We start from the raw sequence: 22,812 nt of genomic DNA on the forward strand, positions 1-22,812 counted from the left end.
CGGCGGTGTGAGCCGGCTCCTGATGACAGGGCCCGGCCGGGCGCGGTAGGCAGGCGGGCATGAGCACTCAGCCACTCCCCCTGGACGGGATCACGGTCGTCTCCGTCGAGCAGGCCGTCGCCGCGCCCTTCGCCACGAGACAGCTCGCCGACCTCGGCGCCCGGGTGGTCAAGGTCGAACGCCCCGACGGCGGCGACTTCGCCCGCGGCTACGACACCGCGGCCCGCGGTCTGGCCTCGCACTTCGTCTGGTGCAACCGCGGCAAGGAGTCGGTCGCCGTCGACCTGAAGGAACCGCGCGGCCGGGAGCTGGTGGGGCGGCTGGTGGCGGACGCCGACGTCTTCGTGCAGAACCTCGCGCACGGTGCGGCGGCCCGGCTGGGCCTCGACGCGGCCACCCTCTGCGCCGCGCACCCGCGGCTGGTCGCCGTGGACGTCTCCGGGTACGGACCGGACGGCCCGTACGCCCACCGGAGGGCGTACGACATGCTCGTGCAGTGCGAGACCGGGCTGGTCTCGGTCACCGGCACCCCCGGACAGCCCGTCAAGTCGGGCATCCCGGCGGCCGACATCGCGGCCGGGATGTACGCCTACGCGGGCGTCCTCGCCGCCCTCGTCCGGCGCGGCACGACCGGACTCGGCGGGCCCGTGGAGGTCTCGCTCTTCGACGCGCTCGCGGAGTGGATGGGGCATCCGCTGCACCACGGGGCGCACGGAGGTACGGCACCGGCGCGCACGGGGCTCGCGCATGCGGTGATCGCGCCCTACGACGCCTATCCGACGGCGGACGGCGGCCTGGTGCTGCTCTCGGTGCAGAACGACCGCGAGTGGCGGCGGCTCGCCGAACGGGTGCTGGAACGGCCGGAACTCGCCGGCGATCCGGCCTTCGCCACCAACGCGGCCCGGGTCGCCGGGCGGGCGGCGACCGACGCCGCGGTCGGGGCCGCGCTCGCGGCACTGCCGGCGGAGGAGGCGGTACGGCGCCTGGACGCGGCCGGCATCGCCTGCGCGCGGCTCAACACGGTGGCGGAGCTGGTACGCCACCCGCAGCTGGCCGCCCGGGACCGCTGGCGCCCGGTGGACTCGCCCGTCGGCCCCCTGCCGTCGCTGCTGCCGCCGATCGGCTTCCCGGACGCCCCGGAGGCGCCGATGGGCCGCGTCCCGGCCCTCGGCGAGCACACGGACACGGTCCTCGCGGGCCTGGGCGTGCCGGCGGCGGAGGTGAGGGAGCTGCGGGCGGCCGGGGTGATCGCCTGACCGGGAGCGGGCCCCGCGGGGGTACGACGAAGCGCCGGACGGGCGGGGACGCGTCCGGCGCTCTCGGCGTGCGGGTGGATGCGGGCTGCGGACCGGGGCGGGCGGGGCCTGTCGGGGACGCGGCTCCGGGTGCCCTGGCGCGCGGGCGGCTAGGTCGTTTCTTTCGGATCAGGCCGGATCGGGGAGCGGCGTCTGGTGCGTGCGCTCGCAAGGCGGAGGAGGGAGTCGACGCGGCGCGTCGGCGACCGACGACAACGCCGCGAGGGTGCGTGCCAGGCGTCGCGAGCCCGGCATGATCCGGAAGAGACGGCCTAGTGGTGGGCGCCGAAGAGGGTGCGGCGCAGACGGCGGAGCGGAGCGAAGAGCGACACCCGCGTCCGGCCGACGTGCGGGCTCTGGGCCGGCGCCTCGTGGCGACGCGTCGTCAGTTCCCGCATGAGCAGGGTCGCCTCGGCCACCTCGCGCTGGGGCACGGCGGGACCGCCGAGCACCGCGAGATGGCGGTCGAGACGCGAACTGGTCGCGCTGCTCCCGCAGGTGATGGCAGGCACACGCGGCCTGCTGCGCATCGTTATCTGTTCCATGTCACTCCCCACCCGTACGAGGGCACCCGGCCCGGGCAGGTTAACCCTATCGCCCCACAGTGACACGCGTGTATCCCGCCGACGGGATTCACTGCACTCGTACGGGGGTTGACGGTCACTCTCCGAATCCATCTGATTCCAGGGCGAGTTGGACAGGGTTCGAACACCTGCCGAACCGTCATGAACCATCCTGCACCCCGGCGGCCCGGCCGCGACCCCGGCGTGTTGTGTGATCTACGCCACCGGGGGCCGTTCGAGTGGGTCGCCACCCGGCGGGGGCGCGGCTACCGTGGGCTCATGACGCTGATCGCGGGCCGTTACCGGCTGCTGGACGCCCTCGCGGAGGGCGCGGCGGGGATCGTCTGGCGCGCCCGGGACGAGACGCTCGGCCGCGAGGTGGCCGTCAAGGAGGTGCACGCCCCGCCGGGGACGCCGGAGGCGGCGGAGCGGCTGCTGTACGCGCGCGTGGAGCGCGAGGCGCGGGCCGCGCGGGCGATCTCGGGCCCGGGCGTGGCCGAGGTGTACGACGTGGCCGTGGAGCACGGCCGGCCGTGGATCGTGATGGAGCTGGTCCGCGGGCTGACGCTGGCGGAGACCCTGGAGGCCGGCGGGCCGCTGGCGGACCGGGAGGCGGCGCGGGTCGCGCTCGGCGTGCTCGCGGCGCTGCGGGCGGCGCGGGCGGCCGGTGTCCCCTATCGCGAACCGGGCCCGGACCGGGTGCTGCTGGCCAACGACGGGCGGGTGGTGGTGACGGGCGTGGCCACCGGGACCTCGGCGGCTCCGGACGCCGCGCCGGACGCCCCGCCGCCCGGCCCCGAGGAGGACCTGCGGTCGCTGGGCGCGCTGCTCGGCGGGATGGTCGCCGATCGTCGCTCGGGGCCGCTGGCGGCGGTGGCCGCGGGGCTCGCGGACCGGGACGCGGGGGTGCGCGCCGGGGCCGTGCGCGAGCTGGAGCGGGTGGCCGGGGCCGGGGAAGGGCCGCGCGGCGACGTGCGGGCCGGCCGGGAGCCGGAGCGCGGAGCGGAGCACCCGGAGGATCGGGAGCACGACGGGCCGGGTGGTGTGCGCGGGGCGCGTACGGAGGAGCGCGGGGGTGCCGGTGCGCGGCGGCGGGGCCCCGGCAGGCGGGCGGTGATCGCGGCCGGGATCGCCGGGCTGCTGGTCATCGTGGCCGCGCTGGCCTGGCAGGCCGTCAGGGACCGGGGTCCGGGCGCCGGTCCGGGCGGGGGCGGGGCGTCGAGCACCGCTCCTGCCGTTCCCGGCGCCGCGGGTACGGGTGCGGAGGACGGGGTACCCGCCGCTACGCCGCGTTCCTGAAGGTGGGCAGGTAGCCGCCGGACTGGCCGTTGGCCGTCGGGTGGTAGGACTCGCCGATGTTCAGCCAGTTGACGCTGTGCAGCCAACTGGAGGACGAGCAGATCTCGTGACCGGTGAAGGCGGGGACGACACTGGCGAAGGCGAAGCCGTGGTCGGCGGCGCGCTTGGCGAGGGCGGCGTTGAGGTGGTCGGAGGCGCCGTTGATGGCGGCGCGCTCCGTCTCGCTGAGGCCGGCGACGCAGCCGCCGTTCAGCTGGTAGAAGCGCGGGTAGCCGAGGACGACGACGCGGGCGGCCGGGGCCTTGGCGCGGATGGCGTTGTAGGTCGCGTCGAGGCGGGCGGGCAGGGTGGAGTCCACGTACGCCTTGGCCTGGTTCACCCGGTTGACACAGGTGCTCTCGGACTGGAGCACACAGGTCGTCATGACGTCGGCGAAGCCGGCGTCGTTGCCGCCGACGGTGAGCGAGACGAGGTCGGTCGCGGAGGAGAGCGGGGCGAGCTGCTTGGTGGTGACGTCGGTGGTGACGGCGCCCGAGCAGGCGGTGAAGGCGAAGGAGGAGGGGGCGTTGGCGTTGGCCCAGAGGCGCGGGTACGCCTTGGTGGAGCGCTTGCAGTCGCCGCTGGCGCTGTCGTAGCTGCCGGCACCGACGCCGGAGGAGTACGAGTCGCCGAGGGCCACGTAGTCGAGTGCGGCGCTCTCTGCGGCCTGCGCGGCCCCCGCCCCGGTCAGGGCGAGGACGGAACCGAGCAGGAGCGAGGACGCGAAGGCCGCGAATCGCGACAGTTTCATGGAACCTCCCTGGAGCAGGATCTCTGCGCTACCAGGAAGTAGCATCGGATCCGCCGCTCCGGAAGTGTTCATGTCAAAAGTCGTTCCGCCGACGCCGCTGAGGCCACCTCAGAAGGCGGCGGTTTTCGGCCATCTGAGGAATCGGACGTTCCTGTCCCGCTTCCGGGTCGCAGGGGATCACCACACAGCCGCACGCCGCTGCCCAGGAGTGCGACGGATCCCCACCCTTCCCACCAGGAAAACGGATTGATCAAATCCGATCGAGAAGACAGCGCTTCCGGCCACGGATCGTTCGTCAAAGTGCCAGAAACCGGGCCGTACAAGCGGGACTTGCCATACAGTCCCATTCATCAATACCGTCGTACATCTCACCCGCATCGGTTCATCGGCAAGGCGCTCAGGGGAGAGCGCGGAAGGGTCGGCGACACCGGAGCGGGGCGCGGTAGGGGGGTGCCGTGCTCGGTGCGTGTCCATGCGCTCCGAGTCGCGGGTACCGCGCGGCCAGTCATGCCAACTCGCCGATCCCGCAAGGAGATCGACTCCGTGCGGGTGAGGACGAGAACCCCCCTTTCGAACCGGACACACGACCGGGCTGCCCAGGGGTGGGCCGCCCACCGGACGAGAGGGAAACCGACCATGAGCTCGTTCCTGCGCCCGGCCGTCACGGGCCAAGAATTCACCGAGCCGAGTCGAATAGCGGCCCAGTACCGGGCCATCACGTCCCACCTGGCGATCACTCCACCGGTGAGCGTCGTCATTCCCGCGATGAATGAGGCGGAAAATCTTCCGTACGTGTTCAAGTCGCTGCCGGAATGGATTCACGAAGTCGTCCTCGTCGACGGAAATTCGACGGACAACACCGTCGAAGTGGCCCGGGAACTGCGGCCCGACGTGAAGGTCGTCAAACAGGTCGGCAAGGGCAAGGGCGACGCCCTGATCAGCGGCTTCGCCGCCTGCACCGGCGACATCATCGTCATGGTCGACGCCGACGGCTCGGCCGACGGCCAGGAGATCGTCTCCTACGTCTCCGCCCTCGTCGGCGGCGCCGACTTCGCCAAGGGCTCGCGCTTCGCCAACGGCGGCGGCACCGACGACATGACCGGGATCCGCCGGCTGGGCAACTGGGCCCTCTGCGCCCTCGTCAACCGGAAGTTCGGCGCCCGCTACACCGACCTCTGCTACGGCTACAACGCCTTCTGGCGACATTGCCTCGACAAGATCGTCCTCGACTGCACCGGCTTCGAGATCGAGACCCTCATCAACATCCGGGTCGTCAAGGCCGGCCTGAAGGTGCAGGAGGTCCCGAGCCACGAGTACCTGCGGATCCACGGCGTCAGCAACCTGAACGCGGTCCGCGACGGCATCCGGGTCCTCAAGGTGATCCTCCGCGAGAAGCGCGTCCCCAAGGCCGCCCGGGCGCTCCGCCGGCCCGCCGGCTTCTCGGTCAACGTCCCCCGGGGAGAGGTCTCTTGAGCGACCGCCCGGCCCCGCCCCGCTTCTCGGTGGTGATCTGCGTCTACACGGAGGAGCGCTGGGGGGACATCCTCGCCGCCGTCGACTCCGTCCGGAAACAGTCGCCGGCCCCGCTGGAGACCCTGCTCGTCGTCGACCACAACGAGCGGCTCCTGGACCGGCTCACCGAGGAGTACGCGGACGCGCGCCGGGACGGGGAGGTGCGGGTGCTCGCCAACGCGGGCCCCCGCGGCCTCTCCGCCGGCCGCAACACCGGCATCGCCGCCGCCCGCGGCGACGTCGTCGCCTTCCTCGACGACGACGCCGTGGCCGAGCACGACTGGCTCCACCACTTCGCCGCCGGCTACACGGACCCGGCGGTCGTCGCCGTCGGCGGGCGCACCCTGCCCGCCTGGGCCTCCGGCCGCCGCCCCGTCTGGTTCCCCGAGGAGTTCGACTGGGTCGTCGGCTGCACCTACCGGGGGCTGCCGCCCGGCCGGGTACGGGTCCGCAACGTGCTCGGCGGCAACGCCTCCTTCCGCCGCTCCGCCTTCGACGCGGCGGGCGGCTTCGCCACCGGCATCGGCCGCGACGGCGACCGGCGGCCGCTCGGCTGCGAGGAGACCGAGCTGTGCATCCGGCTCGCGAACGCGGTGCCGGGCGCGGTCCTGCTCATCGACGACCGCGCGGTCATCCACCACAAGGTCCCCGCCGTCCGCGAGCGCTTCGCCTACTTCCGCACCCGCGTCTACGCCGAGGGCCTCTCCAAGGCGCTCGTCGCCCAGAGCGTCGGCGCGGGCAAGGGCCTGGAGTCCGAACGGCGCTACACCAGCCGGGTGCTGCCCGCCGGAGTGCTGCGCGGGGTGCGGGACGCCCTGCTCGGCAGGCCGGGCGGCGCCGGCCGGGCCGGGGCCATCGTCACGGGCGTGGCGCTCGCCGCCGCCGGCTACGCCCTCGGCACCCTCCGCGCCCGCCGCGGCCGCTCCCCCGCCTTCTCCTGGGGCCCGATCACCCCGGAGGGCGTACCCCGGGAGACCGGCGCGCCGGAGAAGAAGGGAGCGGCCGCGTGAGCGGGAACGCCGCGCACGCGGGCCGCGAGGGGGCGGTCGGCCGCGCGGGCGCCGACGAGGCCGGCCCGCCCGCGCCCGTGCCGATCCTCATGTACCACGCGGTCGCGCCCGATCCGGCGCCCGCGACGCTCGGGCTCTCCGTGACGCCCGACGCATTCACCGCGCAGATGGCGGAGGTGGCGCGGCGGGGCTTCACGCCGGTCACCACCGCCGCGCTCGCCGCCGCCTGGCGGACCGGCGCCGGGCTGCCCGCCCGTCCCGTGCTCGTCACCTTCGACGACGGCTACGAGGGCGTGCACCGGTACGCCCTGCCGGTGCTCGCCCGGCACTCCTTCACCAGCACCGTCTTCGTCACGAGCGGCTGGCTGCCCGGCCGGCACGCCACCGGCGGCGCCCTCGACACCATGCTCTCCTGGGGGCAGGTGCGCGAACTGGCCGCCGCCGGAACCGAGATCGGCGGGCACAGCCACAGCCACCCGCAGCTGGACCAGCTCGACGCGCGGCGGCTGCGCTTCGAGGCGCTGCGCTGCCGGGAGCTGGTCGGCGAGGAACTCGGCACCGCGCCGGACTCCTTCGCCTACCCGTACGGCTACTCCAGCCGGCGGGTGCGCGCCGCCGTCCGGGAGGCCGGCTTCGGCCAGGCGCTCGCGGTCGGCAACGCGCTCGCCCGCCGCCGCCAGGGGCCGTACGCCCTGGAACGGGTGACCGTACGCCGCTCCACCACCGTCGAGCAGTTCGGCCGGCTCCTCGAAGGGACCTCCCTCGCCCGGGACTTCGCCGTCGACCGGGCCCTGACGAAGGGGTACGCGCTCGCCCGCCGGGCCCGCGGCGCGGTGCGCGGGCACTGGATCTGACCCCGGCAAAACCCGGTGCGCGGCCCGGCCGGTTGGCGGATCATGGCGGCATGCCAGAGACCCCCGCCGTACCGTCCGGGCCGCGCGAGGCACTGCCGGTCGTGGTCAACCTCGACGACAGCGACTCGCCGAGCGACGTGATGGACGCGCTCTTCCTCGACCGGTTCGCCACCGGGGCGCAGCCCCACGCGCACGGCCTCACCCTGGACCGGGCCCGGCCCGACGCGACCCTGCTGCCGCCGGGCGCCCGGGTGCTGTGGGGGTCCAAGGAGGAGGACCGCAGCTCGGTGCTGGCCGAGGGCGAGGGCTGGACGATCCTTGCCTCCCGCTGGAAGCACCGCGCCGACGTGACCGTGACGGCGACCGACGCCGAACTCGCCGCCCGGATCCTCGCCGAGGCCACCGACGGCGCCAAGGACGAGCCCGAGCCGGAGCCCGAGGACGTCACCATGGGGTTCTGGTACCTGGCGCCGCAGCGCGGCCCGCGCCGGATGACCCGCCGTATCAGCGCCGACACCTGGGAGGAGGCGCGCCCCCACTACACGGCACCGGTGGCCGAGGCGATGGACCGGCTGATGAAGCTGACGCCGGAGGACGTCACCGGACGGCTCCTGCTGCTGCACGGCCCGCCCGGCACCGGCAAGACCTCCGCGCTGCGGACCCTCGCCCGGTCCTGGCAGGAGTGGTGCCAGGTGGACTGCGTGCTCGACCCCGAACGGCTCTTCAACGACATCGGGTACCTGATGGACATCGCCATCGGAGAGGACGACGGCACGGAGAAGGAGCGGTGGCGGCTGCTGCTCCTGGAGGACTGCGACGAGCTGATCCGGGGCGGAGCGAAGGAGGCCACCGGCCAGGCGCTCTCCCGGCTGCTCAATCTGACGGACGGTCTGCTCGGCCAGGGCCGCAACGTGCTGGTGGGACTGACGACCAACGAGGACCTGGAGCGGCTGCACCCGGCCATCGTGCGTCCCGGCCGCTGTCTGGCGCGGATCGAGGTCGGACCGCTCAGCCGGGCCGAGTCGGTGGCGTGGCTGGGCCGCGAGGACGGGGTTCCGGCGGACGGCGCCACGCTGGCGGAGCTCTTCGCGCTGCGGCGCGGCGCCTCCCCCGCCGAGCTGCCGGACCAGCGGACCCCGGCCGCCGGGCTGTATCTGTGAGGGCGACGGTCCGCCGGCGGCTTCCGCCGCCGGCGAACCGTTCCGCGGTCACTCGGAGTCGTACGCGGCCCTCAGCGCGTCCCGTACGGCCCCCTCGGCCTCGTCCCGGGTGAGTCCCAGGCGGTACGCCTCCTCGGCGTACTGCGCGGCGGCCGAGGCGGCCCTGCGGCTGGCGGCGTCACCGGCCGCGGCGACGAAGGTGCCGTGCCGGCCCCGGGTCTCGATGACCCCGTCGGACTCCAGCGCCTTGTACGCCTTGGCGACCGTGTTCGCGGCGAGCCCCAGCTGCTCCGCGAGTCCCCGGACCGTCGGCAGCTTGTACCCGACCGGGAGTCTGCCCGACCGGGCGCGCTCCGAGATCTGGGCACGCAGCTGTTCGTAGGGTGCGGTGGTGGACTGGTGGTCCACGGCGAGTGTCAGTGTCACCCGCCGATTCTGCCCCGACCCCGGCGGAAAATGGGAGGCGGTGGCGCGGCCCCGGCCGTAGCGTGCGGGCCCATGACTGTCATCGTCCGTGACGTACGGCCCGAGGACGCCGAGGGCTTCGCCCGCGTCCGGCGCGCGGCCGTCCCGTTCATGCTGGCCACCGCCGAGCAGGTGGCGTTCGACTGGGCGCACGCCCATCCCGAGGCCCACTCCCGGCCGCTCGTCGCCGTGACGGAGGACGGGGAGGTGATCGGTACGGCCCAGGTGGGCCTCGCCCACGACGCCCCGAGACCCGGGGTCGGCTACCTCAACGTGTACGTGCACCCGGACCACCAGGGGCTCGGCGCGGGGACGCTGCTGGTGCGCACGGCCGAGGAGCACCTGGCCGAGCGGGGCGCGACGGTGCTGTACGGCTGGGCCATGGACGAGCCGTCGAACCGTGCCTACGCCGAGCGGCGCGGCTACACGGCGAGCCGTACCGCGCACTTCCTGCGGCTCGACCTGACGGCGGGGCTGCCGCCGCTCCAGGCGCCGCCGCCCGGTGTCGCGCTGCTGACCGCCGAGGAGTTCGCGGCCGACCCGCGGCCGCTCTTCGAGCTGGACGCGGTGACCACCGCCGACGAGCCGGGGGACGTGGGGGCGGAGCTGGACGACTACGCCCACTGGCTGGACACCACCTGGAACCATCCCCTGTTCGACCGGGCGCTGACGATGGTGGCGGTGGTGGACGGGGAGCCGGCGGCGTTCAGCGCGGCACGGACCGACGGCCTCGGCCGGTACGCGACGGGGATGACGGGGACGGCCCCGGCCTTCCGCGGCCGCGGGCTCGCCAAGCTCGCCAAGAACGCGTCGCTGCACCGGGCGCGGGCGGCCGGCTGCACGGAGGCGTTCACCGGGAACGACGCGGGGAACGGGCCGATGCTGGCGATCAACGAGTGGTTCGGGTACGCGATCGGGGCGACGGAGGTGCGGTATGTCCGGGCGCTCGGTTGAGGTGGCGCTGTGGAAGGCGGGGCGGCTGAAGATCCGCTATCCCGCCGAGGTGCTGGTGGAGACGGCGACGCGGCGCTCGGTGCGGGCGCCGTGGGCGGCGGAGGGGGTGCGGGACTTCGGCTTCGTGCGCTTCGAGCCGGGTGACGTCTTCGTCGAGCACTACTGGTCCGACCGCTGGTTCACCGTGAAGGAGGTGTGGTCGGCGGAGGGCGTGCTCAAGGGCTGGTACTGCGACATCACCCGGCCGGCCGAGTTCGGGGCGGCCGGGGTGACGGTCGAGGACCTGGACCTGGACCTGTGGGTGTCGGCGGACGGCAGCGAGGTGCTCCGGCTCGACGAGGACGAGTTCGCGGCGAGCGGTCTGGCCGTCTCCGATCCGGAGGCGGCCGAGCGGGCCGTGGCCGCCCTCGACGAGCTGGAACGACTGGGCCGCCGGGGCCTGGTGGCCCTTCTGGACGGCTAGGCCGTCTCTTCCGGATCATGCCGGGCTCGCGGCGTCTGGCACGCACGCTCGCGGCGTTGTCGTCGGTCGCCGACGCTCCGCGTCGACTCCCTCCTCCGCCTTGCGAGCGCACGCACCAGACGCCGCTCCCTGATCCGGCCTGATCCGAAAGAAACGGCCTAGTTCAGGGTGACGCCGGCGTCCTTCACGGCGAGGAAGCCGGGGGTGGGGAGGCCGAGGTCGCCCTGGGGGGTGAGCTGCATCAGGGTGGCCTCGACGCGGGCCTCGCCCGGCTGGTAGGCGGGGTCCTTCACCACCGCGCTGTTGGTCCAGGTGCGGAGCAGGCCGTCGCAGACGGCGCGGGTGCCGCCGATGCCGACGGAACGGTCCTGCTGGCGGAGGGTGGAGCTGACGAAGACCGGGCCGGCGCTGTCGTCGAGGCAGCGGTAGGTGCCGGAGAGGGTGACCGAGCCGTCGGCGCCGAGGAGTCCGGCCGAGTCGACCGTGAGGAAGTCCGCGTGGCGCGCGGCCGGGTCGGCCGTGCGGCCGTCCGCCCCTCCCGCGTGGGCGAGGGGGGCGGCGGCCGCGGCGAGGAGCGCGGTGGCGGCGAGGGCGAGTCGGACGCGCATGGGTGTCCCTTCGGGGGTGGGGGGAGACTTCGCCCGCCAGGGATACCGGATCCGGTCGCCCGTTGTCCGAAACTCACTCCTTCATCGGCGCGTTGAACGGGACGGCACCCCGATCGTCGTACCGTCGTACGCCTCCGGCCGGTCAGGCGGCGGTACGGCGGCGGGTCACCGCCTTCCGCAGCAGCGGCCACCCCAGCAGGAGCAGCACGACCGCGTAGACGGTCACCGAGAACGGGGTGTTCACCAGGCCGGTGACGGAGCCGTCGCTGATCTGGAGGGCGCGGCGGAGCTGCTGTTCGGCGGCCGGGCCGAGGATGACGCCGATGACCGCGGGCAGCACCGGCAGGCCGTAGCGGCGCATGCCGAGGCCGAGGAGGCCGACCACCAGGAGGACGACCAGGTCGAGGGCCTCGCCGCCGACCGCGTACGCGCCGACGGCGGCGAAGAACAGGATGCCGGCGTAGAGGTACGGGCGCGGGATGCGCAGCAGCTTCGCCCAGACGGGCGCGAGCGGCAGGTTGAGCGCGAGCAGCAGGACCATGCCCACGAAGAGCGAGGCGATCAGGCCCCACACCAGCTCGGGCTCCCGCTCGAAGAGCAGCGGGCCCGGCTGGATGCCGTACTGCTGGAAGGCGGCGAGCATCACCGCGGCGACCGCGGTCGTCGGCAGTCCGAGCGTCAGCATGGAGACGAGGGTGCCGGCGGCGGAGGCGGAGGCGGCCGACTCGGGTCCGGCGACGCCCTCGATGGCGCCCTTGCCGAACTGGTCCTTGTGCCGCGAGAGCCGCTTCTCCGTGACGTACGACAGGAAGGTCGGGATCTCGGCGCCGCCGGCCGGGATCGCGCCGAACGGGAAGCCGATGAACGGGCCGCGCAGCCACGGCTTCCAGGTGCGCCTCACGTCCTCCCGGCCCAGCCACGGGCGGCCCACCGGGACGGGCCGGCCGGCCGTGCGGCGCAGGTGGGCGGCGACCCACAGGGCCTCGCCGATGGCGAACAGGCCGACCGCGACGATGACGACGTCGATGCCGTCGGCGAGCTGGAGCGAGCCGAAGGTGAGCCGCTGCTGGCCGGTGAGCTGGTCGAGGCCGACCAGGCCGAGGGTGAGGCCGATGAGCAGGGAGGCGATCCCGCGGATCCGGGAGGAGCCGAGGACCGAGGTCACCGCGATGAAGGCGAGGACCATCAGGGCGAAGTAGTCGGGCGCGCCGATGCCGACGGCGAGGGCGGCGATCGCCGGGGCGAGCGCGACCAGCAGGATCGTGCCGATCATGCCGCCGGTGAAGTGGCCGATCGCGGCGGCGGCGAGCGCCTGCGCGCCACGCCCCGCCTTGGCCATCGGATGGCCTTCCATGGCGGCGACGACGGCCGCGCTCTCACCCGGGGTGTTCAGCAGGATCGAGGTGGTGGAGCCGCCGAACATGGCGCCGTAGTAGATGCCGGCGAACATGATGAACGCGCCGGTCGGTTCGAGGCCGTAGGTCACCGGGAGCAGCAGGGCGACGGCCATGGCGGGGCCGATGCCGGGCAGCACGCCGATCGCGGTGCCGAGGAGCACGCCGACGGCGGCCCACAGCAGGTTGACGGGGGTGAGGGCGGTCCCGAAGCCGTCCATCAGGGAGGTCAGGGATTCCATGGGTCAGAGCACTCCCATCAGCGGCCCGCCGGGCAGCGGGACGCCCAGCAGGCGGTCGAAGACGCCGTAGGTGAGGAGGGAGAGGACGGCCGCGATCAGCGGGTCCCGGGCGGGGTGGCGGCTGCCGAGGGCGTAGGCCGCGCCCCAGAAGAGGAGGGCGCCGGAGACCGGGAAGCCCAGCGGGCCGATGAGGACGGCGAAGCCGAGGAAGACGCCGGTGAGCAGCAGGACGGTGCGCCAGTCGGCGGGGGCGTCGAGGTCGATGTCCTCGCCGCCCTCGGCCTCGCCGCGGCCGCCGTGGAGCACGTCGAGGGCGAGCAGGACGGCGACGACGAGGAGGCCGCAGCCGACGACGAGGGGGACGGTGGCGGGGCCGACGGGACCGCGGGCGGTGACGTCGACGTCGAGGGTGAGGGCGTCGGTGAGGACGAGGACGCCGAGGAGGAGCAGGAGGGCGCTGACGCCGAGCTCGGAGCGGTCGCGCAGCCGGGAGGGCTTGGGGGTGGTCACAGTCCGAGCTCCTTCAGCACCGTGTCGACGCGGGTGTTCTGCGCGGTCAGGAAGGCGCCGAACTCCTCGCCGGGCAGGAAGGCGTCGGTCCAGCCGTGGGTCTTCAGGGACTCGCGCCACTGGGGCGAGTCGTGCAGCTTCGTGACGAGGGTGACGAGCCGGTCCCGCTCGGCGTCGGTGAGCCCGGGCGGGGCGACGATGCCGCGCCAGTTGGTGAACTCGGTGTCGAGGCCGGCCTCGCGGAGGGTGGGGGCGTCGAGGCCGGGGACCCGCTCGGCGCCGGTGACGGCGAGCAGCCGCAGTTCGCCGGCCTTGATCTGGTCGAGGTACTCGCCGACGCCGGAGACGCCGAAGGCGACCTTGGAGCCGAGGATGGAGGCGAGGAGTTCGCCGCCGCCGTCGAAGGGGATGTAGTTGACGTCCTTGGGCGGGATGCCGGCGGCCTGGGCCATCAGCATCGGCGCGAGGTGGTCGGGGCCGCCGGGCGAGGAGCCGCCGCCGACGGGCAGCTTCCCGGGGTCCTTCCGCCAGTCCGCGAGCAGCTCCTGGAGGGTGGTGTACGGGGAGTCCTTGGAGACCACGACGATGTCCTGCTCCTCGGTGAGCCGGGCGATCGGGGTGGTGTCGGCGAGGGTGCGGGGGGTCTTGTTGGTGTGGACGGCGCCGACGACGCCGAGCCCCATCGACATGGCGATGCGGCCGTCGCCGCGCTCGCCGACGAGCCGGGTGAGGCCGACGGTGCCGCCCGCGCCGGGCAGGTTGAAGACCTCGATGTCGCCGGTGAGGCCGGCTTCCTCGGCGTTCTTCGCCGCCGTGCGGGCGGTGATGTCGTAGCCGCCGCCGGGCGTGTTGGGGACCATGAACCGCAGGCCGGGTATGTCGGTGCCGGTGCCGGAGCCGCTGCCGGGGGTGAGCAGCGGTGGCCCCACGAGCACCAGCAGCGCCGCCCCGAGCAGGGCGAAGGGGGTGCGAAGACGCACGAGGCCGCCTCTCGGTGGTTGGGGGTGGGTTCCCGGGCGGGGCCCGGGACGGGTGAAGTGGCCCACATGTTGCCCGCGCGTGAGGAAGCTGTCGCGCTTCCGCAACCAACGGACGTTGTGGTCCTTGTGGTCGCGACCTACCGTGTCCGGCGTGACGAAGGTGCTGGTGGTCGACGACGACTTCATGGTGGCCAAGCTGCACAGCCGCTATGTGTCGGCCGTGCCGGGCTTCTCCGTCGTCGGTGTCGCGCACAGCGGCGCGGAGGCGCTGCGCGCCGCGCACCGGCTCCGTCCCGACCTGCTGCTGCTCGACATCTTCCTGCCGGACATGGACGGCATCGGGGTGCTGCGCGAGCTGCGGGGGGCCGGTCTGGCGGCGGACGCGCTCTTCATCACGGCGGCCCGGGACGCGGGCATGGTCCGGGCGGCGCTGCGGGCCGGCGCCCTGCACTACCTGATCAAGCCCTTCAACCAGGCGGCGCTGCACGAGCAGCTGCGGCACGTGGCCGCGCTGCGCAGCCGGCTGGACGGTCTGGACGAGGCGCGGCAGGAGGACGTGGACCAGATCTTCGGCACCCGTCCGCGCGGCTCCCGCGAGCTGCCCAAGGGGCTGGCGGCGCACACGGCGGAGCTGGTGGAGGGCATCCTGCGCGCCCATCCCGAGGGTCTGTCGGCGACGGAGTGCGCGGAGGCGGGCTCGCTCTCCCGGGTCAGCGCCCGGCGCTATCTGGAGCACTTCGCGGCCACGGGCCGCGCCGAGGTGACCCTCCGCTACGGGGGCACGGGCCGGCCGGAGCGGCGGTACCGGCCGGCGGGGTGAGCGGGACCTCACCGGGCCCTGGGCGGGGTTCCTGAGGTGGTTCTTTCGTACGCCTTAAAGCGGTCCTAAGAATCGCCGTTCCCCGCTGTTCCGGGGCGAGTCCGGCGGTTGCGGGGGCTAGCGTGCGGAGCACCCCCCACACCACCCTCGTCCCAGGAGTGTCCCCCCATGACGTCTCGTCGTACGGCCGCGGTCGCCGGCACCGTTCTGGTCCTCGCCGGGTTCTCCGGCGCGCCCGCCTTCGCGCACGGTTCGATGACGGACCCGGTGAGCCGGGTCGCGGCCTGTTACGCGGAGGGGCCCGAGTCGCCGGATTCGGCGGCGTGCCGGGCGGCGGTGGCGGCGAGCGGGCCGCAGGCGTTCTACGACTGGAACGCGGTGAACATCGCGGACGCGGCCGGCCGGCACCGGGAGCTGATCCCGGACGGGAAGCTGTGCAGCGCGGGCAACGACAAGTACCGGGGCCTGGACCTGGCCCGGGCGGACTGGCCGGCCTCGCCGCTGGCACCCGGGAAGCACACCTTCCGCTACAAGGGGACGGCGCCGCACAAGGGCACGTTCGCGCTGTACGTGACGAAGGACGGCTACGACCCGTCCGCGCCGCTGACGTGGTCGGACCTGGAGGAGCGGCCGTTCCTGACGGTGACCGACCCGGGGATGTCGGGCGGCGACTACGTCTTCGAGGGGACGGTGCCGGAGAAGTCGGGCCGCCACCTGATCTACTCGATCTGGCAGCGGTCCGACTCCCCCGAGGCGTTCTACACCTGCTCCGACGTGGTCTTCGGCGGGGAGGGCGGGACGGGCGGCGGTGCCGCGCCGTCCGCGTCCGCGCCGACGGACACGCAGGTCGAGGAGGGCGCGGAGGAGTCCTCGGTCGAGCACGGCGGGCACGGGGACCACGACGCGTCGACCGGCGCGGGGGCCACCGCGGCGGCGCCCGAGCCGACCGCGGAGACGGCCCCGTCCGCCGAGCCGGCCACGGCGGCGGCGGAGCCCGCCGCCGCGACGCCGTCGGTGACCGCGTCCGCCGCCCCGGTCCCGGCCCCCGCCCCCGCCGGGGGGTCGGTGGAGCTGGCCGAGACCGGCGGGTCCTCCGTCACCCCGTACCTCGCGCTCGGCGGTGCCGGTGTGCTGGCGGCCGGCGCGGCGGTGCTGTTCCGCGTGACCCGGCGGCGTACCCGCTAGGGAGGATCGGGTCAGCCGATCACCGACAGGCAGGTGGTCGGGGTGGCGTGGGCCGGGTCGAGGGCGTTGGCCACCTCGTGGAAGGCGATCCGGTCCACCGTGCCGACGGTCACGTGCTCGGAGAGGTCGAGGGCGCACTTGTCCTGGAGGAGGACGTTGGTGACGTTCGGCCCCGAGAGGAACTGCGAGCGGTACGGGGTGACGACCTCGTCGTACTGGGTCGCGATGACGTGGTAGCGGACGCCGGGCACGGTGTCGCCGCCCTCGTTGAGCCGGGTGAGGAAGGCCGAGCCGGCGATCTGGTCGGTGAGGCCCGGGGTGTTCGCCGTGATGAGGTCCTCGGCGCCGGGGAAGTACGGCAGGAGCCTGGTGAGGCCGAGCAGGGTGGTGCCGTGGTTGTCGGGGGCGATGCCGACGAGCGCGTTCACCTTCTCGGCCCCGCCGAGGAACTTGAGGTACCAGCGGGGCATCATGCCGCCCTGCGAGTGGCCGACGAGGTCGGCCTCGGGGGCGCCGGTGGCGGCGAGGACCCGGTCGACGAAGGCGTCGAGCTGCCCGGCGGACCGCTCGATGGGGCCGAGGCCGTGGAAGAAGGGCACGTTCGGCAGCTGCCCGTAGTCGAGCGAGTAGACGCAGTAGCCCCGGTTGACCAGGTAGGGGGCGAGGGCCAGCCAGTTGTCGATCGAGTTGCCGAGGGTTCCGTGGACGAGGACGACCGGGCGCGGGTGGGCGGCGGAGGGCTTGCAGTTCCAGTCGTTCCAGCCGCGGCTGGGCTCGGCGGCCTGGGCGGCGGCGGTGGGGGCGAGCACGGCGGCGACCGTCAGGAGCAGGACGGACAGCGCTCTGGTGAGGTGTTTCCAGGGCAGCATCGGGCGATCTCCTTGCGGCTCAAGGGAGGTGGGGGTGGGGGTGCCCTGCGGTCCGGACCACAAGTGGGGATGCTCTTCAGCCAAGTTACGCACGGGTGTTACCCGCTGGGAAGTTACGCGTCGGTAAAAACTGGCGTGTCGTCAGCGGCCTTCCGCACGAGGGGCGTTCAGGCCGCCAGGGAGCCCGGCAGGATCGCCCGCGGCCCGAACTTCGCGCGCGCCCGGTCGGCCACCGCCTCGATCCGCCGGGCCTTCTCGTCCGCCGGGTCGAAGGTGAGCTGGTGCGCGGCCCGTTCGGCGGGTCCCAGGCCCTCGGCGCGCAGCGCGAGGCCCCGCACCCGGGCCCGCTGGAGGCCGAGGGAGTCGTGGAGCGCGTACGCGAGGGCGGTGAGCGCCGTGCCGTGGGCGGTCGGTTCGGGCAGGGTGCGGCTCCGGCTGGTGGTGCTCCGGTCGGCGTACCGCACGGTGAGCGCGAGGGACCGGCAGACCTGGGAGCCGGTCCGCAGCCGGGTGCCCAGTTCGGTGGCGAGCGAGAGCAGGGCGCGGCGCTGTGCGGCGCGGTCGAGTTCGTCGTACGGGAAGGAGCGCTCGGCGGCCAGCGACCGGGCGGCGGCGTTCGGGACGACGGGGGTGCGGTCGATGCCCTGGGCCCGTTCCCACAGGTCGCGGCCGGCCTTGGCGCCGACGAGCCGCTGGAGCACGGCGAGCGGGGCGTCGGCGACCCGGCCCACGGAGTCGAGCCCGTAGCCGCAGAGGGTGCGGGCGGTGGTGCGGCCGACGCCGTCGAGCGCGACGACGGGGCGGTCGCGCAGGAAGGCCGCCGGGTCGTCGACGGTCAGGGTGAGGCCGGGGCGGGCCTCGCGGGCGGCCATCCGGGCCAGCATCGGGTTGGGCCCGGCGCCGATGACGCAGTCGGCGCCGTACAGGGCGAGGGCCCGGACGCGGATCACGGCGGCGAGTTCGGCGGGGGTGCGGCCGAAGTAGCGCAGCGCGCCGCGCACGTCGGCGAGCGCCTCGTGCGGCGGGGCGGCCTCCACGACGGGGGTGAACTCGCCGAGCAGGTCGACCAGTCGGGGGAAGAGCGGTTCCGGCGTCTCCGGGCGGAACCGTACGCAGAGGATCATCCGGCGCTCCCCGGGCTGCTGTGCCAGAGCTTCCGCGCCGGGGTGGCGGCGCCCTCCCCGGCGGGCTTGAGGTCGGCCCAGGGGTTCATCTCGTAGCCGGTCCCCATCCGGATGCGGCGGCCGCTGTCGGTGCTCTCCGCGGGGACGGCCGCGTCCTCCGCGAGCCGCTCCCCCACCGCGTCCAGGCCGCCGGCGGCCCGCAGTTCGGCGAGGTCGGCGAGGTTCCAGGCGGCGGAGCCGACGACGCTGACGCTGCGCGGGCCGCGCCGCTGCACCACGCCCCTGACCAGGAGCAGCCAGGAGTGGAAGACGGTGTGGGCGCAGCGCTCGTGGGCGTCGTCGAAGAAGGCGAGGTCGACCAGGCCGGTGCCGTCGTCGAGGGTGGTGAAGATGACGCGCTTCCCGGAGCGGATCGGCGGGGTCTGGGTGGCGGCCTTGGCGCCCGCGACCAGGACGGTCTGGCCGTGGACGGCGGAGCGCAGCCGCTCGGCGGAGACGGCGCCGAGTTCGCGGAGGAAGGCGTGGTGGTCGCCCATGAGGTGGCGGGAGGCGTCCATGCCGAGGACGCCGAGTTCGGCGCTGAGGCGCTCCGACTCGTCGAGGTCCGGCAGGCCGATGGGCGCGGTCTTGCGGCCCTGGGCGAGCGGGAGCTGTCCGCCGTAGGAGGCGGCGCCGCGCTGGGTGCGGTGGAGTTCGGTGAGGTGCAGGAGGAGGTCGCGGCGGTTGGCGCCGAAGGCGTCGAGGGCGCCGACCTGGGCGAGGCGTTCGGCGACGGGTTTGCCGGGGCGGGCCCGTTCCCAGAAGTCGAGGAGGGAGGCGTAGGGCTGCCCGGCCTCGATGCGGGCGGACTCGGCCTCGCTGATGCCGTGGACGTCGGTGAGGCCGAGGCGGAGCCCCCACACCGGAGGCTCATCGGACACCAGTTCGATACGGTGGGCGACCGCCGACCGGTTCACGTCCAGCGGCAGCACCGGCACCCCGCGCCGCCGGGCGTCGGCGAGCAGCAGCCGCTTGGGGTACATGCCGGGGTCGTGGGTGAGCAGCCCGGCGTAGAAGGCGGCCGGGTGGTGGGCCTTGAGCCAGGCCGACTGGTAGGTGGGCACGGCGAAGGCCACCGCGTGCGCCTTGCAGAAGCCGTACGAGCCGAACGCCTCGACGATCTCCCAGGTGCGGGCGACGACCTCGTCGGCGTACCCCCGGCGCCTGGCCAGCTCGGCGAACCACGCCCTGATCCGGCCCTGCGACTCGGGGTGCGAGAGCCCGCGCCGCACCTGGTCGGCCTCGGCCCGGTCGCAGCCGGTCATGATCCGGACGATCTCGATGATCTGCTCGTGGAAGACGACCACGCCGTACGTCTCCTTCAGGGACTCCTCCAGGTCGGGGTGGGGGTAGTGGACGGGGGCGCGGCCGTGCCGGGCCTCGATGAAGGGGCGGACCATGTCGGCGGCGACCGGGCCCGGGCGGAAGAGCGAGATGTCGACGACGAGGTCGTGGAAGGTCGCGGGCTGGAGCCGGCCGACCAGGTCGCGCTGACCCGGGGACTCGATCTGGAAGCAGCCGAGGGTCTCGGTGGAGCGGATCAGCGCGTACGTGTCGGGGTCGCCCTCCGGGACCGCGTCGATGTCGGGCCGGGTGCCGGTGGCCCGTTCGACCTCCGCGACGGCGTGGGCCATCGCGGACTGCATCCGCACGCCGAGCACGTCGAGCTTGAGCAGTCCGAGCTCCTCCACGTCGTCCTTGTCGAACTGGGACATGGGGAAGCCCTCGCCGCTGGTGGGCATCACGGGGGTGCGGGTGAGCAGCGAGGCGTCCGAGAGGAGCACGCCGCAGGGGTGCATGGCGATGCCGCGCGGGAGCGCGTCGAGCGCTTCGACCAGTTCCCAGAGGCGGCCGAACCTCTCGCGTTCGCCGGCGAGTTCGCGCAGTTCGGGGAGTTCGTCGAGGGCAGCGAGGGCGTCCCGGGCGCGGATGTGCGGGAACGCCTTGGCGATCCGGTCGGTCTCGGCCGGGTCCAGGGAGAGGGCGGCGCCGACGTCCCGGACGGCGTGGCGGACCCGGTAGGTCTCGGGCATGGAGACGGTGGCGACCCGTTCGGCGCCGAAGCGGCCGATGATCGCCCGGTAGACCTCCAGGCGGCGGGCGGACTCGACGTCGATGTCGATGTCGGGCAGGGCGGTGCGGCGCTTGGAGAGGAAGCGCTCCATGAGCAGGCCGTGCTCGACGGGGTCGGCGTGGGCGATGCCGAGGAGGTGGTTGACGAGGGAGCCGGCGCCGGAGCCGCGGGCGGCCACCCGGATCCCCATCCCCTTCACGTCGTCGACGACCTGGGCGACCGTCAGGAAGTAGGTGGCGAAGCCGTGGTGGGCGATGATGTCGAGCTCGCGGTGCATCCGGTCCCAGTAGGCGCCCCGCCGCTCGTACCCCTTGAGGACCATGCCGGCGGCGGCCCGGGAGGCGAGGACGCGCTGGGCGGTGCGGTGCGCGGCGCCGACGAGGCGCGGCTCGGGGAAGTGGGCGGAGCCGATGCCGAGGTCGTCCTCGGGGTCGACCAGGCACGCGGCGGCGGTCTCGGCGGTCCGGTCGAGCAGCCGGCGGGCGGCGTCGGGGCGGAAGCCGGCGGCCTCGACGATCCGCTCGGCGGCGGCGGTCATCGCGGCGGCGTCCTTGAGCCATGCCTCGCCGCTGTCGAGGCCCTTGCGGGGGTCGATCGGGACGAGCCGGCGGGCGGCGTCGAGGACGTCGGCGACCGGGCCCTGGCCGGGGTCGGCGTAGCGGACGGCGTTGGTGAGGACGGGCGGCACGCCCTGTTCGGCGGCGAAGCCGACGGTCCGGGCGGCGAGCCGCAGGGAGCCGGGGCCGGTGCCGGGGCGCCCGTGGTCGACGGCGGCGAGGCGGAGCGCGTCGCCGTACCGCTCCCGCCAGGGGGCGAGCAGCCGCGCGGCCCGGTCGGGGCGGCCGGCGGCGAGGGCGCGGCCGACGTCGGAGTCGGGGCCGAGCAGGACGAAGAGGCCGGTGCCGGGGTCGGCGGAGGCGGGCAGCACGGGCCGGCCCTCGCCGGCGCGGGCGTGGGCGGCGGTGACGAGGGCGCAGAGGGAGGCCCAGCCGGCCCGGGAGCGGGCGAGGAAGACGGCCCGGGGCGCGGACTCGTCGACGAAGGCGCCGCCGCGCACGGGGACCCGGCGGGCGGAGGTGGGCCCGTCGGCGGGGCCGGCCGGGGCGGCCAGGGGTTCGTGGGCGAGGTCCACGCCGAAGAGCGGGCGGACGCCCTGCTTCTCGCACGCCTTGGCGAAGCGGACGGCGCCGCCGAGGCCGTCGCGGTCGGTGAGGGCGAGGGCGTCCATGCCCCGTTCGGCGGCGCGGGCGGCGAGGTCCGCGGGGTGGGAGGCGCCGTACCGCAGGGAGTGGCCCGAGGCGGTGTGCAGATGGGTGAAGCCCGTCATGGCGCACCTCCCGCGTTCCTGCTCCGGCGGTGCTTCCCGCACCGGTATTCGTACAGACGTTCCCACCCCCACATCCCACCCTAGCTCATTTCGAACGCGCGTACGATAAGCCGCGCACGCCGACCTCCGTCAGCCGTTCGGCCCCCTCCCACCTGCGACGACGCCCCCTCCCCCGGAATCTGGGGGGCATGAGTCTCGTCGACGAACTGAAAAGCGCCGTCACCCCCCGAGCCGCCCTGCTCGTCGTCGGGGTCTTCGCCCTCCAGCTCCTCTTCATCACCTCGTACGTCGGGGCCCTGCACCACCCGAAGCCCTCGGACGTGCCGTTCGGCGTGGTCGCGCCCGCCCAGGTGTCCGCCACCCTCATGGGCGAGCTGGAGAGACTCCCCGGCGACCCGCTCGACCCGCGGGCGGTCGCCGGTGCCGACGAGGCCCGGGACCAGATCCTGAACCGGGAGATCGACGGGGCCCTGGTCGTGAACCCGGCGGGCCGCACCGACACCCTGCTCGTCGCCTCCGGCGGAGGCACCGTGCTCTCCTCCGCCCTGGAGAAGATCTTCACGCAGGTGGAGGAGGCCCAGCGGCGGGAGGTGCGGACGGTCGACGTGGCCCCCGCCTCGCCGCAGGACTTCGACGGGCTCTCCGCCTTCTACCTGGTGGTCGGCTGGTGCGTCGGCGGCTACATCTGCGCCGCGATCCTCGCCATCAGCGCCGGCTCCCGGCCGGCCAACCGCGAGCGGGCGATCATCCGGCTCGGCGTCCTCGCCGTCTACTCCGTCCTCGGCGGTCTCGGCGGCGCGGTCATCGTCGGCCCGGTCCTGGGCGCCCTGCCGGGCTCCGTCGCCGCCCTGTGGGGGCTCGGCACCCTGGTCGTCTTCGCCGTCGGCGCCGCCACCCTCGCGCTCCAGTCGGTCTTCGGGATCGTCGGCATCGGCCTGGCGATCCTGCTGGTGGTGGTGCTGGGCAATCCGAGCGCCGGCGGCGCCTTCCCCGCGCCGATGCTGCCGCCGTTCTGGAAGGCGATCGGTCCGGCCCTGCCGCCGGGCGCGGGCACCTGGGCGGCGCGCTCGATCGCGTACTTCAAGGGCAACGACATGACCGCCTCGATGCTGGTGCTCTCCGCCTGGGCGGTGGTCGGTTCGGTGGTCACCCTGGTGCTGGCCTCGCTGAAGCGGGAGCCGGCGGGCGAGCCGATCGCCACGGAGCTGGACGAGGTCAAGGGCTGACGCCCCGGAACACAGGAGGAGGCCCCCGCCGCGGCGGGGGCCTCCTGCG

Annotated in this window: 21 protein-coding genes; 11 read left to right on the top strand and 10 right to left on the bottom strand. The window is 74.3% G+C overall.

Annotated features, from left to right (window positions below):
- Positions 1-59 precede the first annotated feature (59 nt).
- Positions 60-1,256 carry a CaiB/BaiF CoA transferase family protein gene (locus tag ABFY03_RS08680; protein WP_319007950.1) on the top strand — a complete coding sequence of 399 codons (1,197 nt, stop codon included), beginning with the start codon at positions 60-62 and terminating at the stop codon, positions 1,254-1,256.
- A 311-nt stretch (positions 1,257-1,567) separates the two neighbouring features.
- On the opposite strand, the gene ABFY03_RS08685 is transcribed toward ABFY03_RS08680, so the two are convergent.
- The gene (locus ABFY03_RS08685; RefSeq protein ID WP_319007949.1) at positions 1,568-1,840 is read right to left on the bottom strand and encodes a hypothetical protein; all 273 of its coding nucleotides are present in this window, start codon (positions 1,838-1,840) and stop codon (positions 1,568-1,570) included.
- A 297-nt stretch (positions 1,841-2,137) separates the two neighbouring features.
- Here ABFY03_RS08685 and ABFY03_RS08690 point away from each other — a divergent pair, with 297 nt between their 5' ends.
- Positions 2,138-3,157 (top strand): protein kinase domain-containing protein, encoded by a 1,020-nt coding sequence (locus ABFY03_RS08690; protein ID WP_346169620.1) that lies wholly within the window; start codon positions 2,138-2,140, stop codon positions 3,155-3,157.
- Here ABFY03_RS08690 and ABFY03_RS08695 read toward each other — a convergent pair.
- The gene (locus ABFY03_RS08695) at positions 3,141-3,947 is read right to left on the bottom strand and encodes an SGNH/GDSL hydrolase family protein (RefSeq protein WP_319007947.1); all 807 of its coding nucleotides are present in this window, start codon (positions 3,945-3,947) and stop codon (positions 3,141-3,143) included. The genes ABFY03_RS08690 and ABFY03_RS08695 overlap by 17 nt on opposite strands.
- A 636-nt stretch (positions 3,948-4,583) precedes the next feature.
- Here ABFY03_RS08695 and ABFY03_RS08700 point away from each other — a divergent pair.
- The 4 genes from ABFY03_RS08700 to ABFY03_RS08715 all read left to right on the top strand — a co-directional run bounded on the left by ABFY03_RS08700 (position 4,584) and on the right by ABFY03_RS08715 (position 8,483).
- Entirely contained in the window at positions 4,584-5,420 is an 837-nt protein-coding gene (locus ABFY03_RS08700; protein WP_346169621.1) for a glycosyltransferase family 2 protein, read from the top strand.
- Positions 5,417-6,469: a glycosyltransferase family 2 protein gene (locus ABFY03_RS08705; protein WP_319007945.1), complete on the top strand. Its 1,053-nt coding sequence runs from the start codon at positions 5,417-5,419 to the stop codon at positions 6,467-6,469. The genes ABFY03_RS08700 and ABFY03_RS08705 overlap by 4 nt, the downstream gene beginning before the upstream one ends.
- Before the next feature lie 89 nt (positions 6,470-6,558).
- On the top strand, positions 6,559-7,323 hold the full coding sequence (locus ABFY03_RS08710; protein WP_346172220.1) for a polysaccharide deacetylase family protein: 765 nt from the start codon (positions 6,559-6,561) through the stop codon (positions 7,321-7,323).
- Positions 7,324-7,373: 50 nt separating this feature from the next.
- Entirely contained in the window at positions 7,374-8,483 is a 1,110-nt protein-coding gene (locus ABFY03_RS08715; protein ID WP_319007944.1) for a DUF5925 domain-containing protein, read from the top strand.
- Between the two features lie 48 nt (positions 8,484-8,531).
- On the opposite strand, the gene ABFY03_RS08720 is transcribed toward ABFY03_RS08715, so the two are convergent.
- Positions 8,532-8,909, bottom strand: a complete 378-nt coding sequence (locus tag ABFY03_RS08720; RefSeq protein ID WP_319007943.1) for a GntR family transcriptional regulator — start codon at positions 8,907-8,909, stop codon at positions 8,532-8,534.
- A gap of 72 nt (positions 8,910-8,981) precedes the next feature.
- Between ABFY03_RS08720 and ABFY03_RS08725 the strand changes: the two genes are divergently transcribed.
- Both ABFY03_RS08725 and ABFY03_RS08730 read left to right on the top strand, forming a co-directional pair.
- Positions 8,982-9,902, top strand: coding sequence for a GNAT family N-acetyltransferase (locus ABFY03_RS08725; protein ID WP_346169622.1), 921 nt, complete (start codon positions 8,982-8,984; stop codon positions 9,900-9,902).
- The gene (locus tag ABFY03_RS08730; protein ID WP_319007941.1) at positions 9,883-10,365 is read left to right on the top strand and encodes a ribonuclease FAU-1 family protein; all 483 of its coding nucleotides are present in this window, start codon (positions 9,883-9,885) and stop codon (positions 10,363-10,365) included. Before ABFY03_RS08725 ends, ABFY03_RS08730 begins: the two co-directional genes overlap by 20 nt.
- A gap of 158 nt (positions 10,366-10,523) precedes the next feature.
- On the opposite strand, the gene ABFY03_RS08735 is transcribed toward ABFY03_RS08730, so the two are convergent.
- The 4 genes from ABFY03_RS08735 to ABFY03_RS08750 all read right to left on the bottom strand — a co-directional run bounded on the left by ABFY03_RS08735 (position 10,524) and on the right by ABFY03_RS08750 (position 14,099).
- Positions 10,524-10,973 carry a DUF6299 family protein gene (locus tag ABFY03_RS08735; protein ID WP_319010955.1) on the bottom strand — a complete coding sequence of 150 codons (450 nt, stop codon included), beginning with the start codon at positions 10,971-10,973 and terminating at the stop codon, positions 10,524-10,526.
- Between the two features lie 142 nt (positions 10,974-11,115).
- Positions 11,116-12,609, bottom strand: coding sequence for a tripartite tricarboxylate transporter permease (locus ABFY03_RS08740; RefSeq protein WP_319010954.1), 1,494 nt, complete (start codon positions 12,607-12,609; stop codon positions 11,116-11,118).
- A gap of 3 nt (positions 12,610-12,612) precedes the next feature.
- Positions 12,613-13,119: a tripartite tricarboxylate transporter TctB family protein gene (locus tag ABFY03_RS08745; RefSeq protein WP_319010953.1), complete on the bottom strand. Its 507-nt coding sequence runs from the start codon at positions 13,117-13,119 to the stop codon at positions 12,613-12,615.
- The gene (locus ABFY03_RS08750; RefSeq protein WP_319010952.1) at positions 13,116-14,099 is read right to left on the bottom strand and encodes a Bug family tripartite tricarboxylate transporter substrate binding protein; all 984 of its coding nucleotides are present in this window, start codon (positions 14,097-14,099) and stop codon (positions 13,116-13,118) included. Before ABFY03_RS08750 ends, ABFY03_RS08745 begins: the two co-directional genes overlap by 4 nt.
- A 151-nt stretch (positions 14,100-14,250) precedes the next feature.
- On the opposite strand from ABFY03_RS08750, the gene ABFY03_RS08755 reads away from it, so the two are divergent.
- Together ABFY03_RS08755 and ABFY03_RS08760 are read left to right on the top strand one after the other, a co-directional pair.
- Entirely contained in the window at positions 14,251-14,919 is a 669-nt protein-coding gene (locus ABFY03_RS08755; protein WP_346169623.1) for a response regulator, read from the top strand.
- A gap of 168 nt (positions 14,920-15,087) precedes the next feature.
- On the top strand, positions 15,088-16,104 hold the full coding sequence (locus ABFY03_RS08760; RefSeq protein ID WP_346169624.1) for a lytic polysaccharide monooxygenase auxiliary activity family 9 protein: 1,017 nt from the start codon (positions 15,088-15,090) through the stop codon (positions 16,102-16,104).
- 11 nt (positions 16,105-16,115) lie between these two features.
- Here ABFY03_RS08760 and ABFY03_RS08765 read toward each other — a convergent pair whose 3' ends face one another.
- The 3 genes from ABFY03_RS08765 to ABFY03_RS08775 all read right to left on the bottom strand — a co-directional run bounded on the left by ABFY03_RS08765 (position 16,116) and on the right by ABFY03_RS08775 (position 21,537).
- On the bottom strand, positions 16,116-16,973 hold the full coding sequence (locus tag ABFY03_RS08765; protein ID WP_319010949.1) for an esterase/lipase family protein: 858 nt from the start codon (positions 16,971-16,973) through the stop codon (positions 16,116-16,118).
- A 167-nt stretch (positions 16,974-17,140) separates the two neighbouring features.
- The gene (locus tag ABFY03_RS08770; RefSeq protein WP_319010948.1) at positions 17,141-18,097 is read right to left on the bottom strand and encodes a DNA polymerase Y family protein; all 957 of its coding nucleotides are present in this window, start codon (positions 18,095-18,097) and stop codon (positions 17,141-17,143) included.
- Complete coding sequence (locus tag ABFY03_RS08775) at positions 18,094-21,537, bottom strand: DNA polymerase III subunit alpha (RefSeq protein ID WP_319010947.1); 3,444 nt, start codon at positions 21,535-21,537, stop codon at positions 18,094-18,096. Before ABFY03_RS08775 ends, ABFY03_RS08770 begins: the two co-directional genes overlap by 4 nt.
- 188 nt (positions 21,538-21,725) lie before the next feature.
- On the opposite strand from ABFY03_RS08775, the gene ABFY03_RS08780 reads away from it, so the two are divergent.
- Positions 21,726-22,763: an ABC transporter permease gene (locus tag ABFY03_RS08780; RefSeq protein ID WP_346169625.1), complete on the top strand. Its 1,038-nt coding sequence runs from the start codon at positions 21,726-21,728 to the stop codon at positions 22,761-22,763.
- The last annotated feature ends 49 nt before the right edge of the window (positions 22,764-22,812 follow it).

It is taken from the genome of Streptomyces roseofulvus, assembly GCF_039534915.1.
GTDB classification, from domain to species: Bacteria; Actinomycetota; Actinomycetes; order Streptomycetales; family Streptomycetaceae; genus Streptomyces; species Streptomyces roseofulvus.